Origin of the sequence: Pseudomonas sp. FEMGT703P (assembly GCF_002786345.1) — a bacterium.
Lineage (GTDB): Bacteria > Pseudomonadota > Gammaproteobacteria > Pseudomonadales > Pseudomonadaceae > Aquipseudomonas > Aquipseudomonas peli.
In genome coordinates, this window is the sequence record NZ_PGCM01000005.1 from 1,291,545 (window position 1) to 1,307,724 (window position 16,180).

Annotated in this window: 15 protein-coding genes; 6 read left to right on the plus strand and 9 right to left on the minus strand. The window is 60.9% G+C overall.

Annotation, left to right across the window (positions count from 1 at the left end; translation table 11 throughout):
- The first annotated feature begins 84 nt into the window (after positions 1-84).
- Positions 85-867 (plus strand): substrate-binding periplasmic protein, encoded by a 783-nt coding sequence (locus CUR33_RS09855; protein ID WP_289239473.1) that lies wholly within the window; start codon positions 85-87, stop codon positions 865-867.
- Between the two features lie 5 nt (positions 868-872).
- Here the strand turns inward: CUR33_RS09855 and CUR33_RS09860 are convergent, their stop codons facing one another.
- From CUR33_RS09860 to CUR33_RS09890, 7 genes are all read right to left on the minus strand, one after another.
- Positions 873-1,691 carry an SDR family oxidoreductase gene (locus CUR33_RS09860; protein ID WP_289239474.1) on the minus strand — a complete coding sequence of 273 codons (819 nt, stop codon included), beginning with the start codon at positions 1,689-1,691 and terminating at the stop codon, positions 873-875.
- A gap of 35 nt (positions 1,692-1,726) precedes the next feature.
- Positions 1,727-3,715 carry an acetyl/propionyl/methylcrotonyl-CoA carboxylase subunit alpha gene (locus CUR33_RS09865; RefSeq protein ID WP_289239475.1) on the minus strand — a complete coding sequence of 663 codons (1,989 nt, stop codon included), beginning with the start codon at positions 3,713-3,715 and terminating at the stop codon, positions 1,727-1,729.
- A gap of 54 nt (positions 3,716-3,769) precedes the next feature.
- Positions 3,770-4,570, minus strand: a complete 801-nt coding sequence (locus tag CUR33_RS09870) for an enoyl-CoA hydratase/isomerase family protein (protein ID WP_289239476.1) — start codon at positions 4,568-4,570, stop codon at positions 3,770-3,772.
- A 190-nt stretch (positions 4,571-4,760) separates the two neighbouring features.
- Positions 4,761-5,918, minus strand: a complete 1,158-nt coding sequence (gene atuD / locus CUR33_RS09875) for a citronellyl-CoA dehydrogenase (RefSeq protein ID WP_289239477.1) — start codon at positions 5,916-5,918, stop codon at positions 4,761-4,763.
- Between the two features lie 18 nt (positions 5,919-5,936).
- Positions 5,937-7,553 (minus strand): geranyl-CoA carboxylase subunit beta, encoded by a 1,617-nt coding sequence (gene atuC / locus CUR33_RS09880; protein ID WP_289239478.1) that lies wholly within the window; start codon positions 7,551-7,553, stop codon positions 5,937-5,939.
- 4 nt (positions 7,554-7,557) lie between these two features.
- Entirely contained in the window at positions 7,558-8,427 is an 870-nt protein-coding gene (locus tag CUR33_RS09885; protein WP_289239479.1) for an SDR family oxidoreductase, read from the minus strand.
- 2 nt (positions 8,428-8,429) lie between these two features.
- Complete coding sequence (locus tag CUR33_RS09890; protein WP_289239480.1) at positions 8,430-10,229, minus strand: acyclic terpene utilization AtuA family protein; 1,800 nt, start codon at positions 10,227-10,229, stop codon at positions 8,430-8,432.
- 242 nt (positions 10,230-10,471) lie between these two features.
- Between CUR33_RS09890 and CUR33_RS09895 the strand changes: the two genes are divergently transcribed.
- The 3 genes from CUR33_RS09895 (at position 10,472) to CUR33_RS09905 (ending at position 12,881) form a co-directional block, all read left to right on the plus strand.
- On the plus strand, positions 10,472-11,095 hold the full coding sequence (locus tag CUR33_RS09895; RefSeq protein WP_179960907.1) for a TetR/AcrR family transcriptional regulator: 624 nt from the start codon (positions 10,472-10,474) through the stop codon (positions 11,093-11,095).
- 107 nt (positions 11,096-11,202) lie between these two features.
- A complete protein-coding gene (locus tag CUR33_RS09900) occupies positions 11,203-11,988 on the plus strand; it encodes a substrate-binding periplasmic protein (RefSeq protein WP_289239481.1) in 786 nt (261 codons plus the stop codon).
- A 71-nt stretch (positions 11,989-12,059) separates the two neighbouring features.
- A complete protein-coding gene (locus CUR33_RS09905; RefSeq protein ID WP_289239482.1) occupies positions 12,060-12,881 on the plus strand; it encodes an amino acid ABC transporter substrate-binding protein in 822 nt (273 codons plus the stop codon).
- Here the strand turns inward: CUR33_RS09905 and CUR33_RS09910 are convergent.
- Both CUR33_RS09910 and CUR33_RS09915 read right to left on the minus strand, forming a co-directional pair.
- A complete protein-coding gene (locus CUR33_RS09910; RefSeq protein WP_289239483.1) occupies positions 12,832-13,590 on the minus strand; it encodes a CPBP family intramembrane glutamic endopeptidase in 759 nt (252 codons plus the stop codon). The genes CUR33_RS09905 and CUR33_RS09910 overlap by 50 nt on opposite strands.
- A gap of 20 nt (positions 13,591-13,610) precedes the next feature.
- A complete protein-coding gene (locus CUR33_RS09915) occupies positions 13,611-13,778 on the minus strand; it encodes a DUF2897 family protein (protein WP_090247932.1) in 168 nt (55 codons plus the stop codon).
- 183 nt (positions 13,779-13,961) lie between these two features.
- Between CUR33_RS09915 and CUR33_RS09920 the strand changes: the two genes are divergently transcribed.
- Both CUR33_RS09920 and CUR33_RS09925 read left to right on the plus strand, forming a co-directional pair.
- Positions 13,962-15,266: an ATP-binding protein gene (locus CUR33_RS09920; protein WP_289239484.1), complete on the plus strand. Its 1,305-nt coding sequence runs from the start codon at positions 13,962-13,964 to the stop codon at positions 15,264-15,266.
- Position 15,267: 1 nt separating this feature from the next.
- On the plus strand, positions 15,268-16,179 hold the full coding sequence (locus CUR33_RS09925) for a response regulator (RefSeq protein ID WP_289239485.1): 912 nt from the start codon (positions 15,268-15,270) through the stop codon (positions 16,177-16,179).
- The last annotated feature ends 1 nt before the right edge of the window (position 16,180 follow it).

Here is a 16,180-nt window from a genome sequence, read left to right on the forward strand (position 1 = left end):
GCAGGCCGGTAAGCCACTGAAGCTGGCCTGCGGCTAGACTCTCCACAGCGTTCGGTCCAACAGGTTTTACCCTAAGGTTTGTGCATGAGAACAACTCGCCGTGTTTCAGCTACATTTCCTGTGATTATCCTCTTTGCGCTGATCCTGCTGGCCCCTTTGGCGAGTGCCGACAGCCTGCGCGTTGGCTACTTCGACCTGCCGCCTCATACGCCGTTGCCAGGGCAGGCCGATACTGAAGGGACGGCGATTGCCTACTTCGAGAAAATTGCCGAGCGTATGCAGCTTAAAGCGGTGAGTTATCAACGTTATCCACTGTCGCGGCTGTTACAGATGCTGCAGCGTGATCAGCTGGATATGGCACTGATCCTGGCCAAGACTCCGGAGCGTGAAGCGACGCTGGTCTACCCGGCACAGCCCTTTGTGGTGGTGCAACCGTTGCTGCTGGTGGCCCGTGAGCACCCTCTGCAGCGGGTTGACTCGGTCGAACAACTGCTGCCCCTGCGTTTAGGCGCCTGGCAGGACGGTTACCGCTCGCCGATGCTGCGTGACCCACGCTTACAGCTGCAAACCCTGAGCAGCAGCAACGTATTGAACCAGAGCCTAAAAATGCTCCAGGCCGGGCGCCTGGAGGCGTTCTACTACCCCGACGACTTGGCCGTGCGCTATCAGGTGCAACACCTGAGCATGCAAGACAGCATTCGCCTGCTGCCGTTGCCCAAGGAGCACATGCAGCTCTACTCAGCATTCTCCCGCGCCGCAGCTGGGCGCTACCTGCAACGCTATGAGCGAGCGCAGGCTGAGGTGGCAGCGCAGCAGGGGTACGCGGCGTTTTTTACTGAACACCTATTACCGCCTACTGCGCACTAGGGCGGCTAGTCGACAAACAAATCGTTCATCAGTTTGCCGGCCGGGTCATAGCGGTATTGCTCGAAGTCGTTCTGGCCCTGCTCACGCAGGATTTCCTCGTCGATCAGCAGGCGCCCGCTGATGCTGCGTTCGCTGCTGGACAGGATGGCGTGGGCGGCATCGGCCATGATCGCCGGCAGACGTGCGGCCTTCATCACCGCCGGGCCGCCTGCCTCGAACTCGATGGCGGCGGTGGCGATCACCGTCTTTGGCCACAGCGAGTTGACGCTGATGCCGTACTTCTTGAATTCCTCATGCATGCCTAAGGTCAGCATGCTCATACCGTACTTGGTGGTGGTGTAGGGGCCGTAGTTGGCGAACCACTTGGGGTCGAGGTTAAGCGGCGGCGACAGGCTGAGAATATGGCCATTGCTCTGCTTAAGGTAGGGCAACGCCGCCTGGCTGCAGACCATCACTGCGCGGGTGTTGATCTGGAACATCAGGTCGAAGCGCTTGGGTTCGAGCTTCTCCACACCGACCAGCTTGATCGCGCCGGCGTTATTGATCAGCGCGTCGATGCCGCCAAAGTGTTCGGCCGCCTGAGCCATGGCGGCTTTTACCGCGTTTTCGTCACGCACATCGACTTGCAGGGCCAGTGCCTTACCACCGACTTCCTCGACCTCGGCTGCCACCGAGTGGATGGTGCCGGGCAGCTTGGCATGAGGCTCGGCGCTTTTCGCAGCAATCACGATATTGGCCCCCTCACGTGCGGCGCGCAGGGCGATTTCACGGCCGATGCCACGGCTGGCGCCGGTGATAAATAGGGTTTTGCCTTGCAGTGACATATGGCGTCTCCAATTTTATTTTTATGTAGGGTGGATCAGGCCTCTGCGGCTTCGATTTCCACCAGCAGCTGGCGATTCTTCACCTGATCGCCACGGCTGACGCCAATCCGGCGAACCACGCCATCGATGTTGGCTTTGAGCGGGTGTTCCATCTTCATCGCTTCCAACACCACCAGCAGTTGGCCTTTGCTGACCGTAGCGCCTTCCTCCACCAGCACCTCGACAATCGCCCCGTCCATCGGCGCCTTGACGCTGCCCGAACCGGCGCCGGCAGCGCTGCTGACCGGCTGGTGGGTGATATCAGTTAGCTGCAGATTGCCGTTATGGCCGTACAGCCAGAGGTGTTCGCCGGCCAGGTGATAGGCCAGGCGCTGACGAATGCCATCCAGCTCCAGGGTGGCCCAGCGGCCGTCGCTGGCCAGCAGTGTGAGGCTGACCTGCTGTTCGCCAATCGTGGCCAGCAGGCTGGGCTGTGGGCCGTCGCCCAGCACTTCCAGCTCCACGGCAAATGGCTGTTCGCTCTGCTTGAGCAGAAAGCGCCAGGGCGCGCTGCCGGCATTGCGCCAACCGGAGAGGCCCGGTTGGTGCGCGCGGGCATTGGCCGATTGCTGGAACAGCAAAGCAGCGGCGGCGGCCAGTTCGCCGGCTTTTGGCGGCTGCGGGCTTAGGCTTGGGTCGCAGGCGAAATGCTCGGCGATAAACGCGGTAGTGGCATTGCCGGCGGCAAACTCGGGGTGGCTGAGCAGGTTGGCGAGAAAGCGCTGGTTGCCGTTGACGCCCAGCAGCACGCAATCCTCAACCGCACGCACCAGCTTGCGCCGCGCTTCTTCGCGGGTGGCGCCATAGGCAATGACCTTGGCCAGCATCGGGTCGTAGAACGGCGTGATGGCCTGGCCTTCGACCAGGCCGTGGTCGATGCGAATGCCGTCGCGCAGCGCCGGCTCCCAACGCAGGGCGGTGCCGGTTTGCGGCAGGAAATTCTGCGCAGCGTCTTCGGCGTACAGGCGCACTTCCATAGCGTGGCCGGTAAGGCGAATCTCGTCTTGCTTAAGCGGAAGCGGCTGGCCTTCGGCGACGCGAATCTGCCAGGCGACCAGGTCCTGGCCGGTGATCAGTTCGGTGACCGGATGCTCCACCTGTAGACGGGTGTTCATTTCCAGAAAGAAGAACTCGCCGCTCTGATCGAGGAGAAACTCGACGGTGCCTGCGCCGACGTAGTTCACCGAGGTCGCAGCCTTCACCGCCGCCTCGCCCATGGCCTGGCGCAGCTCGGGTGTCATCACCGGGCAGGGCGCTTCCTCGACCACTTTCTGGTGGCGACGCTGCACCGAGCAGTCGCGCTCGCCGAGATACACGATATTGCCGTGCTGATCGCCGAACACCTGGATTTCCACATGGCGTGGCTGAATTACCGCACGTTCGAGAATCAGTTCGCCTGAGCCGAAGGCGTTCTGCGCCTCGGAGCGGGCGGTGCGGATCTGCGCCAGCAGCTCACTGGATTCGTGTACCAGACGCATGCCACGACCGCCGCCACCGGCACTGGCCTTGATCATCAGTGGGTAGCCGATACGCCCGGCCTCGCGGCTCAGGGTCTCGTCGTCCTGGGCTGCGCCCTCAAAACCGGGAATACACGGCACGCCGGCTTCGAGCATGGCGATCTTCGACAGGCGCTTGCTGCCCATCAGGTGGATGGCTTCCACGGTCGGGCCGATAAATACGATGCCAGCGGCCTCACAGGCGCGGGCGAAGTCCGCATTCTCGGAGAGAAAGCCGTAGCCAGGGTGGATCGCGTCGGCCCCGGTTTTTTGCGCTGCGTCGATGATATTGGCGATCAGCAGATAGGACTGGTTGACCTGGGCCGGGCCGATGCACACGGCTTCATCGGCTTCCTGCACATGACGTGCGCCGGCGTCGGCTTCTGAGTAGACGGCCACGGTGCGGTAGCCGAGGTCCTGGGCGGTGCGCATCACCCGGCAGGCGATTTCCCCGCGGTTGGCGATCAGAATTTTGTTAAAGGCGGGCATCTGTGTGCTCCTGCTGGGTAGTAAGCCTGGCGATCAGGTCATTTGTAGAGGGGCTTATTCAGCAGCCCACTTCGGCGCGCGTTTCTGCATAAAGGCCATGGTGCCCTCGATGCCTTCGCCGCCGGTTACCGCTGCAGCAAACTGCTCGGCGGCGCGGTCCAGCAGTGGTCCGAGTGCTTCGTTTTCTGCGGCCAACAGCAGGGCCTTGGTCTGGGCATTGGCTTGCGGCGCGCATTGGCGTACCTGGCTGAGTACCTGGTGCAAACGGGCGTCGACGGCTTCGCTATCGGTTTCGCTGAAATGCACCAAACCCAGGCGTTCGGCTTCGCTGCCATTGAAGCGGGCGGCAGTAAGGGCCAGACGGCGGGTCTGGGTCAGGCCGATACGCTTGACCACGAAAGGGGCTATTTGCGCTGGCAGAATGCCCAGGGTGGTTTCCGGCAGGCCGAACTTGGCGTCCTGCTGGCAGATGGCGATATCCGACACACAGGCCAGGCCAAAGCCGCCACCGAGCACTGCGCCTTCCAGCACGGCTATTAGCACCTGTGGGGTGTTCTGTGCTTCTTCCAGCAGGCTGCCGAAGGCGCGATTAAGGCTGCGGTAGGCATCGCCACCGGCCGCTCTGGCACCGGCCATATCCTTGATATCGCCACCGGCGCAGAAGTGCCCACCGGCACCGCGCAGGACAACCGCGCGCACGCTCAAATCATTGCGCAGGCTTTCCAGTACCGCGCGCAATTCGCTGACCATGGCCAGGCTCATTGCATTGCGGCTGTCCGGGCGATTAAGGGTGATATGCAGCACGCCGGCGTCGAGGCTCAGCAGCAGGGTTTCGCAGTTCGGTAGGTCGGCCATGGCAGGCTCCTTGATGTATGCGCAAGGGGTGTCCGTAGGGTGGGTCACGCTGTGTTGATCCACCATGACGGTGGACGTAAAACGCGACGTCCACCCTACGTTTTTCCGTTCTTAGCCCTTCTTTATGGCCCGCCATCCCTGGCGGCCACCCTTCGGGCCGTCGCTACGCGACGTTAAAAATAGCTCCCGGCTATTTTTTCTTCCCCGGCAGAATGCCCATCAGCTTGCAGATAATGCCCAGCATGATTTCGTCGGCACCGCCGCCAATGCTTACCAGGCGCACGTCGCGGTAGGCGCGGGCCACCGGGTTTTCCCACATGTAGCCCATGCCGCCCCAGTACTGCAGGCAGCTGTCGGTGACTTCACGGCCGAGGCGGCCGGCCTTGAGCTTGGCCATCGAGGCCAGGTTGGTCACGTCGCGGCCGCGTACGTATTGCTCAGTGGCCTGGTAGACCAGGGCGCGCAGGCACTCGATTTCGGTCTGCAACTCGGCCATGCGGAAGTGAATGACCTGGTTGTCAATCAGTGCATTGCCGAAGGTCTTGCGCTCTTTGCAGTAGTCGATGGTGGCATTGATGCAGTGCTCCAGGCCCTTGATCATGTTGGCCGCGCCGAACAGGCGCTCTTCCTGGAACTGCAGCATCTGCATCATGAAGCCTGCGCCTTCGTGGCCGATGCGATTGCGCTGCGGCACGCGTACGTTGTCGAAGAACACCTGAGCGGTCTCCGAACTGCGCATGCCGAGTTTGTCCAGGTGCGGGCTGAGGGTGATGCCTGGGGTGTTCATCGGCACCATGATCAGCGATTTATTGACGTGCGGCTTGTCATCGCTGGTGTTGGCCAGCAGGCAGATAAAGTCAGCGGACGGGGAGTTGGTGATCCACATCTTGCTGCCGTTGATCACGTAGTCGCTGCCGTCTTTCTTGGCCGTGGTTTTCAGCCCGGCGACATCCGAGCCGGCGCCGACTTCGGAAACGCCGATACAGCCGACCATCTCGCCGGCAATTGCCGGTTTGAGGAATTCTTCGCGCAGCTCATCGGAGCCGAAGCGTGCCAGGGCTGGGGTGCACATATCGGTCTGCACGCCGATGGACATCGGAATGCCGCCGCAGATGATGGTGCCGAATTCTTCGGCCGCGACGATTGAGTAGCTGTAGTCCAGGCCCATGCCGCCGAATTTCTCCGGCTTAGAGATGCCCAGCAGGCCGAGGTCGCCGGCTTTCTTGAAAATATCGTGGATCGGGAAGCGGCCATCCTTTTCCCATTGTTCGACGTGCGGGTTGATTTCCTTGTCGACAAAGTTACGGACCGTGCGGCGCAGCTCTTCGTGTTCTTGGGTGAAGATCATGTCTTGTTCTCCGAAAAGTTACAGGCGGGCTACGCCAAAGGTGTTTGATTTGAGCGGGCGAACAGCGGCTTCGGCGCAGATATCCAGCAGGTAGCCGAGCAGCTTGCGCGTATCGCGCGGGTCGATCAGGCCGTCGTCCCACAGGCTGGCGGTGCCATAGAGCGCGGTGGACTGACTGTCGAGTTTTTGCGCAGTGACTTGCTCGAGCATGTCGAGCATCTTCGGATCGGCTTCCTTGCCTTCCTTAGCGTGCTTGTCCTCAGTGACGATGCGCAGCACCTTGCCGGCCTGGGCGCCGCCCATCACCGCGGTTTTGCTGTTGGGCCAGGCGAAGATAAAGCGCGGGTCCAGACCACGGCCGCACATGGCGTAGTTGCCGGCCCCATAGGAGCCGCCAACGACGATGGTCAGTTTCGGCACGGTGGCGTTGGCCACGGCCTGAATCATCTTCGAGCCGTGCTTGATCACCCCGAGTTGTTCCGACTCGGTGCCGACCATAAAACCGGTGGTGTTGTGGAAGAACAGGATCGGCGTATTGCTCTGCTCGCACAGCTGGATAAACTGCGCCGCCTTGGCCGCGCCTTGCGGGGTGATCGGGCCGTTGTTGCCGATAAAGCCGCAGGGCTGGCCTTCGATCTGCAAATGGCCGCAGACGGTCTGATTGTCGAACTCGTTCTTGAAGTCGAGAAACGCCGAACCGTCAGCAATGCGCGCGATGATTTCGCGCACGTCGTAGGGCTTTTTGGCATCTGCCGGCACCAGGCCGAGCAGCTCTTCGACCGGATACAGCGGCTCTCTATAGGCCTTGGCTGGGCGCGCCGGCAGTTGGGCATTCCACGGCAGCATGGCGAGAATTTCGCGTGCGATGCGCACGCCGTCGGCGTCATTTTCGGCCAGGTATTCGGCGGTGCCGGCGACCTGGGCGTGCATCTCGGCGCCGCCCAGTTGCTCATCGGTGGCGATTTCGCCGGTGGCAGCTTTCAACAAGGGCGGGCCGGCAAGGAACATCTTGGCCTTGCCGCGTACCACCACCACGTAATCCGACAGCCCTGGCTGATAGGCCCCGCCAGCGGTGCTGGAGCCGTGCACCACGGTGATTTGCGGCAAACCCATGGCCGACATGCGCGCCTGGTTGGCAAAGCCGCGCGCGCCTTCGACGAAGATATCGGCGGCGTAGTTGAGGTTGGCGCCGCCGCTTTCGGTCAGGGCGACTACCGGCAGTTTGTTCTCGAAGGCGATCTGCTGCAGGCGCAGGGTCTTCTTCAGACCGGTGGGGGAGATGGTGCCGCCCTTGATCGCGCTGTTGCTGGCAGTGACCAGGCAGCGCACCCCAGCGATGTAGCCAATACCGGAAATAATCCCGCCGCCGGCCTGGGTACCGTCCTTATCGTCGTGCAGTTTGTAGCCGGCCAGCGACGACAATTCGAGAAACGGCGCGCCGGGGTCGAGCAACAGGTTCAGGCGCTCACGCGGCAGCAACTGGCCGCGCTTTTCAAATTTGGTTTTGGCCTCGGCAGCCTTGTTCAGGCAGTTCTGTTCGATCTGGCGAAAGCTGTCGACGGCAGCGAGCATGGCGTCGCGGTTCTTGGCGAACTCCTCGCCATGCACGTCAATTTCGGAGTGGATAACCGGCATGGCGTTACTCCTCGCCCTTGAGTACGTCAGGCACGTAGGCCCGGTGGAAGCCGTTATAGGTTTCGCTGTTCTTCGCCTTGCCCAGGGTCCAGGCGCGGGTGCCCTGGCTCGCTGCGCCGTCGATGCGGATGGTGTTGCCGCTGATGAAGTTGGCGCCTGGCGTGAGCAGGAAGACGATGGCGGCTGCCACTTCCGATTCACTACCAATGCGTTGCAGCGGCACATGGTCCTTGAGCGAGCGGATCATGTTCTTCATCGATTCTGGGTAGGTGTCCATGCCGCTTGAGGCGATCCAGCCCGGTGCCACGGCGTTCACCCGCACCCCGGCGTGGCCCCATTCGTAGGCGGCGGTCTTGGTGAAGTTCTCCATCCCGGCGCGCGCGGCGCCGGAGTGGCCCATGCCGGGCATGCCGCCCCACATATCGGCGAGCATATTGACGATGCTGCCGCCATTTTTGCTCATGCTCTGCAGAAACACTTCCTTGGCGATCAGAAAACCGCCAACCAGGTTGGTGCGCACCACGGTCTCGAAGCCTTTCTGGTTGATGCCGATCAGTGGCGCGGGGAACTGGCCACCGGCGTTGTTGACCAGGTGATGGATCTGCCCGCGCTCGGCGACCACGGTTTTGACCATGGCCTTGACCGCTTCTTCATCACGGATATCGCATACTTGGAAACTGGCTTGGCCGCCATCTTCAATAATTTCGCCGCAGGTGGTTTCGAGCTTCTCCAGCTTGCGCCCGACCAGCACCACATGGGCACCGAGGTTCGCCAGTTCATGGGCGGTGCAACGGCCGATACCGCTACCGCCGCCGGTGACCATGATGGTCTGGCCGCTAAAGAGGCCGGGTTTAAACACCGAGTCGTAGCTCATTGTTATTGTCCTTGTTCGAGGCTAGCGGCCAGCGCCTTGGGCACCGGTATCGGGAATTCCAGCAACTGTTGGGCGAAGGCCTTGCCTTGCGGGTCGATGCGCAGGGAGGCGACGCCGCCGCCGCCCAGGGCGTTCTCCAGCAGGAAGTTCAGGCTATGGCTGCCGGGCAGATACCAGCGGCTAACCTTGCCGGTTTGCGCATCCAGCGCGTGCTGCATCCATTCGGCCACGGCTCCCTCGGTTAGCGCAGCGGCGATCCAGGCCAAGTAATCGGGCTTTCTGGCCATTACACCAATATTGCTGTGGTTGCCCTTGTCGCCAGAGCGCGCTACAGCCAACTTGATCAGCGGTACGCAGGCGTCGGCCTGGCCGCTTGGCTGCGGGGCGGCGATATCGGCAGCAATCTGCGCGCTGTCCAGCACCTCGATCTGCGGCAGTGCGACAGGCGTGCGTTCGCCGTTCAGTTCCACTTCCATGGCACAGGCGCCTTTGTCAGCGAGAAAGCTGAACAGGCGGATTACCGGGTAAACCGTAGGGCGACCACCGACGATGCCGGTCAGTCCCGGTGCCATGCCGGTGGCTGCCTGGGCGATCTCGCGAGAGAACAGAATCAGCGCTTCTTTCTTGGCATGGCGCACGGCGATCTTGATCACGATCTCGCGGGTGTCGGTGCGCTGGCCACGCGGGCCGTAGGTGGCTTCTGAACCCAGCAGCTCGATGCTGACTTCCTTGTAAGGCCCCCAGCCGCGCTCGACGAACATTTCTTCGGTCTTGCTGATGATCGCCTGGCTGACGCGCTGGGCTTTCTTTACCGCATCGATACCAGCCATCAAGCAGCTGGCGGTACAGCGGAAACCGTCTGGGTGAGTGGCGCTGACCTTGTATTGATCAGTCGGCGGCAGGCCGCGCGCACCTTTCAGCTCCACACGGTTGTCGCCGACCTGGCTCAGTTGCACCTGGGTGAAATCGCAGAGCACATCGGGTAGGTAATAGGCCCGTGGGTCGCCGATTTCATAAAGCATTTGCTCGCCCACGGTAAAAGGCGTGACCAAGCCGCCGGAACCTTCCGGCTTGGTCACGACAAAACTGCCGTCGGCTGCCACTTCCACCACGGGGAATCCGATATGTTCGTAGTCAGGCACGCTTTCCCAATCGGTGAAGTTGCCGCCGGTACACTGCGCGCCGCATTCGATGATATGCCCGGCTAATGCGGCCTGAGCCAGCTGGTCGTAGTCGCTCCAGCGCCAACCGAATTCATGCACCAGCGCGGCGCTGACCACGGCGCTGTCGACCACGCGACCGGTGATGACGATATCCGCGCCGAGCTTCAAGGCTTCGACGATGCCCGGGGCGCCGAGATAGGCGTTGACCGAGACGCAGAAGGGCGGCAACGGCGCGCCGCTGAACATCTCCACGGTGCCGGCCTTAGCCAGCTCACCGAGCTTGGGTTGCAGGTTGTCGCCGTGCAGTACGGCAATCTTTAGGTTGACCCCGGCTTGCTCACAGGCAGCGGCCAGGGCAGCAGCGCAGGCGCTTGGGTTGACGCCGCCGGCGTTGCTGATCACGCGGATATTCTTCGCGGCGATCTCGCCCAGCAGCGGTGTCAGCACTTCAACAAAGTCGCGGGCGTAGCCTTCATCCGGCTTCTTCATCCGCGCGCCAGCCATGATCGACATGGTCACTTCGGCCAGGTAGTCGAATACCAGGTAATCCAGTTCGGTGCCCTGTACCAGCTGGGCGGCGGCGGTGCTGGTGTCGCCCCAGAAGGCGGAAGCGCAGCCGATGCGTACGGTTTTAGTCATTGGAATAGGTCCGCAACACATGAATAAGGTGAATTGAAGGCTACCAAGCAAGCGCTTGGTTGAAAAGCCCTGGGGCGAATCTTTCTAACCTAAAGTGTGGCCAAGCGCTTGCTTGGGTGGCTGGCGCAGCATAAATTTCACTAATAACGACAAGCACTTGGGTAAACCAGCTGAGAACCAGCGTGCAATTGCAGGCTGGGCCGCTTGGCCCGAGGCATAAAGAGAGTTGGAGAGTACTTAGCGTGGATGATCAACAAGCGCAGGCGGTAATGCAGCAACTGGTGGCCAGCGGACAGATCACCGATCCGGACAGCGCACGCGGCAAGCTGCTGCAAACCGCAGCACACCTGTTTCGCAGCAAGGGTTATGAACGCACCACGGTGCGTGATCTGGCCAGTGCCGTGGGCATTCAGTCCGGCAGCATCTTTCATCACTTCAAGAGTAAGGACGAGATCCTGCGTTCGGTGATGGAAGAAACCATCCGCTACAACACCGCGTTGATGCAGGCATCGCTGGCCGAAGCGACGGACCTGCGCGGCCGTGTGCTGGCGCTGATCCGCTGCGAGCTGCAATCAATCATGGGTGGCACCGGTGAGGCCATGGCGGTGCTGGTGTACGAATGGCGTTCGCTGTCGGAGCCTGGTCAGGCGTTTATTCTGGAGCTGCGCGATAACTATGAGCAGCTTTGGCTGCAGGTGCTGGGCGAGGCAAAGGCGGCCGGTTACTTCAAAGCTGACCCGTTTATTCTGCGTCGCCTGCTGACGGGTGCGCTGAGTTGGACCACAACCTGGTTCCGTCCTGAAGGCCCCATGACTCTTGATCAACTGGCCGAAGAGGCCCTGTCGCTGGTACTAAAGGACGCTTGAGGAAATTCAGCTACGCTACATGGCCTATTGATAGTATTTTGGCGCCAATGGATTACTGGTGTCTTAGGTCACGGAAGAAGTCGCTGCGTTTTTCTGAGGTTCGCTGTGTGGCCGCTTTGTTACGGTGGGTACTGCTCGGATTAATGTTTTCTGCGGTGTGCGCTGTGCAGGCCGCAGAAGATGTACGAGTGGGGGCCTACCATTTCCCTCCTTATGTGATTAAACCCGAAAGCGAGCGCCCTGGCGGGCTGTTGCCCGAATTGCTGCAGGCACTCAATCAGATGCAAAGCGACTACCGCTTCAGTCTGGTCGCGACCTCAGCCATGCGGCGTTATCGCGATCTACAAAGTGGTCGTTTCGACCTGATGCTGTTCGAGTCCCCAGCTTGGGGCTGGCAGGATACCCCGCACACTGCGCTGGACCTGCGTGTCGAAGATGCCGAAGTCTATGTGGCACGTCGGCAGCCAGGTCGTGATGAGCATTATTTCGACGAGTTCGCGGGTAAACGGATGGCCCTGTACAGCGGCTATCACTATGGTTTTGCCGGGTTTAACTCGGACAAACAGTTTTTGACCCATGCATTCAACGCGGTGTTGACCTATTCCCACGACAGCAATCTGATCATGCTCCTGCGCGGTCGCGCTGATGTTGCCGTCGTGACACGTTCATACCTACGCTCGTATCAGCAGCACTACCCTGAGCAAAGCAGCGCGTTGCTGGTTTCCCAGCGAGTCGATCAGATATACCAGCACCAAGCACTCTTCCGTCCGGAGTCGACGATGCAGCCACACACTTTTGCCCGGCTGCTTGAGCAACTCAACCATGATAAACAGCTGGATAAGTTGCTTAATCGCTTCCATCTGCGTGACGCATCGGCACTTATAAATGACTGAAAACGCTCTGTTCGGTCAGATTTTCCTGGGGTAGGCTGCGGGTACTCAAAAAATAAGGAAGTTGTCGTCAAATGGGGTTCTTAGGACGCAGGGTAATCAGAGTGCTGGGCACGAGTTTGGCATTGTTGCTCGCCGGGCCACTTATGGCCGCGCAGGAAGTGCGCGTGGCCTCTGTGTACTTCCCACCTTATGTGTTCAAAGCCGAGCAGACGCGCTCCACCGGCTTGCTCGAAGAGTTGGTCCTGACACTGAATCAGGCCCAAACGGATTTCCACTTTGTCATGGTGCCAACCGCGGTTAAGCGGCGCTTTCGTGATTTCAAGCAGCAGCGTATCGACCTGGCGATTTTCGAGAACCCCGGTTGGGGCTGGCAGAACGTCCCACATGTGGCCCTGGACATGGGGTTGGAAGACTCTGAAGTGTTTGTCGCCCGCGTAAAGGCGAAACGTGGTCAAGACTATTTTGACTCGCTCAAAGACAAGCGCTTGGCCCTCTATCATGGCTATCACTATGCCTTTGCCGGCTTTGATTCCTCGCCTGAACACCTGACCAAGACCTTTAACGCCACCTTGACCCATTCCCACGAAAGCAATCTGTTGATGGTATTGCACGAACGGGCGGAGATCGCCCTGGTCACGCGCTCCTACATTGGGGATTTTCTGGAGCGTAATCGGCAATATGCAGGGCAGTTGTTAATTTCCGAGCGTGCCGACCAGCGCTATCGCCATCACGTGCTGTTACGCCCGCAGTCGCCGATCACGCCTGAGCAGTTTGTGGCGCTGTATGAGCCGCTGCGCGATAGCGGCCAGTTGGAAGCGATTTTTAGCCGCTATCAGGTTGCGGTCATGCCGCGCGCAACGGATAGCTCAGTAGCAGCAGGTGCAGCACATTAACTGCACCATGCAGGGCGATGGCCAGGCTGATGCGTCCGCTGAAATGAAAAATCAACCCATAGCCCAGTCCGGCGACCCCGGCGACCACAGCGAATAAAGGACTGAAGGGCAGGTGCACCGCGGCAAACAGCAGCGTCGTCAGGCCAATCCCCGCCCAGGCACCGAGCCAACTGACCAGCTGGCGCTGCAACAAGCCGCGAAACAGTAATTCTTCGGCCAGCACGGCCACTCCCAGGTTGACCGCCAACCACAGCCAAAGCCCGTCTGGCCATTTCGGCTGCCAGCCCACCAAGCCCAGCGCCAACGCCATCAGCGGTACACCGAGCAACGTCAGTGCGGCGGTGAACCAGACGTTTTTGGACAGTGGCTTGCTCGGCGTTTTCTGCCCCAGCCACCAGGCCAGCAGCGTGACACCGACCAGCAACTTGTCCCAGGACAGGCGCAGCGCGTAAGGCGCGGCATCGACGCTGAGTTGGCGTGGCGACCATAACGGTGTGGCGCTAAAGCCTGGGACGAGGTGTGCGGCAAAGGCAATGCAGGCCAGCAGGCTCAGTCCGGTCCACAGTGTTGGGTGTAGGTGCTTTTCGGCATATAACAGCCATGCACCGAGTGCGGCTCCAGCGGCCAACCCCGCCAGGTGGATATAACCCAGGGCAAACCCACTTGCCAGGCACAGGGCGGGGAGCAGCAGGCGCAGATGCAGTGGCATGAAACATCCTTGTGAGGGGGTTAGCGCTGGTCAGCGTCCTTTGCTGCCTGTTCGCGTTCACGCTGGTGAATCTTTGTCAGCTGTTCCTCGCTCAAGGGCAGTGGTTTGGCGGTGCGCAGCAGCACCATCAAGCCGCCCACGATGGAGCCCAATACCAGAAGTATGAACAGCCAGATATACCAGGTCATAACACCATCCTTGCAGAGTTGAGCAGCCACCATAGCGCGCGGCAGTCGGTAATTAAACGGCAACAGCGTTTCGAAGGGAGGCGCGCAAGGCTCTGGCGTGCGGGGTTAAATGTGATGACTGTCACATGGCGGCAACTTGGCGCTGGTTGAATGGCGGCTTTCCAACGCACAGGGAGTCTGCCCATGACCACTGCCAGCGCGCTCACGCGCTTGCTCAAGCCGGTTTCGCCGTTGGCTGCGGACATGAGCATCGCCGATGTGGCGGATCGTCTGCTGACGCCGGAGCTCAAAGCTTTTCTCTCGCTGCCCATTGTAGATAGCGCCGGCCGGCCGCTGGGCCTGGTCAGTCGCACCACCTTGCAGGACATCTTTATGCAGCGCTTCGGTCGCGATTTGCGCGGCCGTCACGCGGTGCAGGAGGTGATGAATGCGGCACCGCTGGTAGTCAGCCTCGACACCAGCCTGGAGGACGCCGCCAAGCAGATCACCGGGCAGCTGCAATACCCGATCACTGAGGACTTTATCCTGGTCGACGCCCAGGGCCTGTATCGCGGCCTGGGCACCGTGCTCGATCTGCTCAAAGCCATGGAGGCGCGCATCGCCCAGCGCAATTTGGTGCTGCGCAAGGCCCTGGTGGAGCTTAAGGAATCGCAGACCCAACTGGTACAGTCAGAAAAGATGGCATCCCTGGGGCAGATGGTCGCCGGCGTCGCCCACGAGCTGAACACCCCACTGGGTTATGTGAAAAACAATGTGCAGCTACTGCGTGAACTGAGTGCGCCGCTGTTTGAACTGGCCGAGGCGCAGGCTGCTCTGGGCGATTGCCTGAACGATCCGACCTGTGATGAGGCGCGCCTGGCCATGGCCCTGGAGGTTGCTGCCGAAGCCCGCACTAAGGCTGCTCCGGAACTGCTGGTGGAGGACTTTACTCAGCTGTTCAGCGACACCCTCTATGGCCTGGAGCAGATTGCCGAGTTGGTGGTCGGCCTCAAGGATTTCGCCCGCCTGGACCGCGCCATGAGCGAGGAGGTCGACCTCAATGAGTGCATCCGCAGCGCTCTGGTGATTGCCCGCAACGGCATCAAGGACAAGGCCGAAACCATCTTGCAATTGGGTGAACTGCCACGCATTCCCTGTGCGCCGTCGCAGATCAACCAGGTGCTGCTTAACCTGCTCAACAACGCCGCCCAGGCCATCGATGGTTTCGGTCAGATCCTGGTGAAAACCTGGGCCGATGACAGTGCCGTGTGCATTTCTGTGCAGGATTCCGGGCGTGGCATGCCACCTGAAGTGCTGGCGCGCATCTTCGATCCGTTCTTTACCACCAAACCGGTGGGCCAGGGCACCGGCCTGGGGCTATCAATCAGCTACAAGATCATCCAGGACCACGGCGGGCAGATCCGCGCAGCGTCCGAGCCTGGGCGCGGTACGCGCTTTCTGATCCGCCTGCCGCGCCCGCAGGCGCTGCCACTACAACGGAGTGCCTGATATGAGTGAGCAGATTCGTATTCTGTTTGTTGATGATGAAGAGCGCATTCTGCGCAGCCTGGCCCTGCAGTTTCGCCGTGAATATGAAGTGCTGACCGAGAGCGACCCGCGTCGCGCCCTGGAGCGGCTGAAAAGCGAGAATGTGCAGATCATCGTCAGCGACCAGCGCATGCCACAGATGAGCGGTGCCGAGCTGCTGGCCCAGGCGCGTGAGATTGCCCCCGATACCCTGCGCATTCTGCTGACCGGCTACTCAGACCTGGATGCCGCCGTGGAGGCGCTCAATAGTGGCGGTATCTTCCGTTACCTGACCAAGCCCTGGGATCAGCAGGAAATGGCCTTCACCCTGCGCCAGGCAGCGCAGATAGCTGCACGCCAGTTGCAGGCACCGAAAGTCTCGGCAGTCATACCGCAGGCGGCGCTCAATGTGCTGCTCCTGGATGAGGATGCGTCGACTCTGGATGTGGTGGCCGAGTTCTGCGTGGCCGGCGGTCATCGTCTGCTGCGCGCGGCTTCGCTGAGCGACGCCGTGATGCTGCTAAACAGCCAGCCGATTGATCTGCTGGTCAGTGACCTGCAAGTGGCTGGGGAAGACACTGCACCACTGCTGAAAAGCCTAGCCCAGGCCCATCCACGTCTGCTCAGCCTGGTGGTTACGCCGTTCTGCGATACCCAGGCGCTGCTCAAATTGATCAACGAAGCGCAGATTTTCCGTTACCTGCCCAAGCCGATTCGTCGCGGGCTGTTCGACAAGGGCTTGTTGGCAGCGGCCGAACAGGCGCAGATCTGGCGCGCTCAGCCGGCGCAGGTCGTTACCCGCCTCGCGCAGCAGCCGCGTGAAGAGCAGGATCGGGAGAAGGTTGGCAGTTTGCTCGGCATGCTCGGGCGTTTGCGTGAACGCCTGATTGCCTGAA

Excerpts from the sequence above, each read along its gene's own strand:
- CUR33_RS09855 (WP_289239473.1), top strand. The coding sequence starts at position 85 with ATGAGAACAACTCGCCGTGTTTCAGCTACATTTCCTGTGATTATCCTC.
- CUR33_RS09860 (WP_289239474.1), bottom strand. The coding sequence starts at position 1,691 with ATGTCACTGCAAGGCAAAACCCTATTTATCACCGGCGCCAGCCGTGGC.
- CUR33_RS09865 (WP_289239475.1), bottom strand. The coding sequence starts at position 3,715 with ATGCCCGCCTTTAACAAAATTCTGATCGCCAACCGCGGGGAAATCGCC.
- CUR33_RS09870 (WP_289239476.1), bottom strand. The coding sequence starts at position 4,570 with ATGGCCGACCTACCGAACTGCGAAACCCTGCTGCTGAGCCTCGACGCC.
- atuD (WP_289239477.1), bottom strand. The coding sequence starts at position 5,918 with ATGATCTTCACCCAAGAACACGAAGAGCTGCGCCGCACGGTCCGTAAC.
- atuC (WP_289239478.1), bottom strand. The coding sequence starts at position 7,553 with ATGCCGGTTATCCACTCCGAAATTGACGTGCATGGCGAGGAGTTCGCC.
- CUR33_RS09885 (WP_289239479.1), bottom strand. The coding sequence starts at position 8,427 with ATGAGCTACGACTCGGTGTTTAAACCCGGCCTCTTTAGCGGCCAGACC.
- CUR33_RS09890 (WP_289239480.1), bottom strand. The coding sequence starts at position 10,229 with ATGACTAAAACCGTACGCATCGGCTGCGCTTCCGCCTTCTGGGGCGAC.
- CUR33_RS09905 (WP_289239482.1), top strand. The coding sequence starts at position 12,060 with ATGGGGTTCTTAGGACGCAGGGTAATCAGAGTGCTGGGCACGAGTTTG.
- CUR33_RS09910 (WP_289239483.1), bottom strand. The coding sequence starts at position 13,590 with ATGCCACTGCATCTGCGCCTGCTGCTCCCCGCCCTGTGCCTGGCAAGT.
- CUR33_RS09915 (WP_090247932.1), bottom strand. The coding sequence starts at position 13,778 with ATGACCTGGTATATCTGGCTGTTCATACTTCTGGTATTGGGCTCCATC.
- CUR33_RS09920 (WP_289239484.1), top strand. The coding sequence starts at position 13,962 with ATGACCACTGCCAGCGCGCTCACGCGCTTGCTCAAGCCGGTTTCGCCG.
- CUR33_RS09925 (WP_289239485.1), top strand. The coding sequence starts at position 15,268 with ATGAGTGAGCAGATTCGTATTCTGTTTGTTGATGATGAAGAGCGCATT.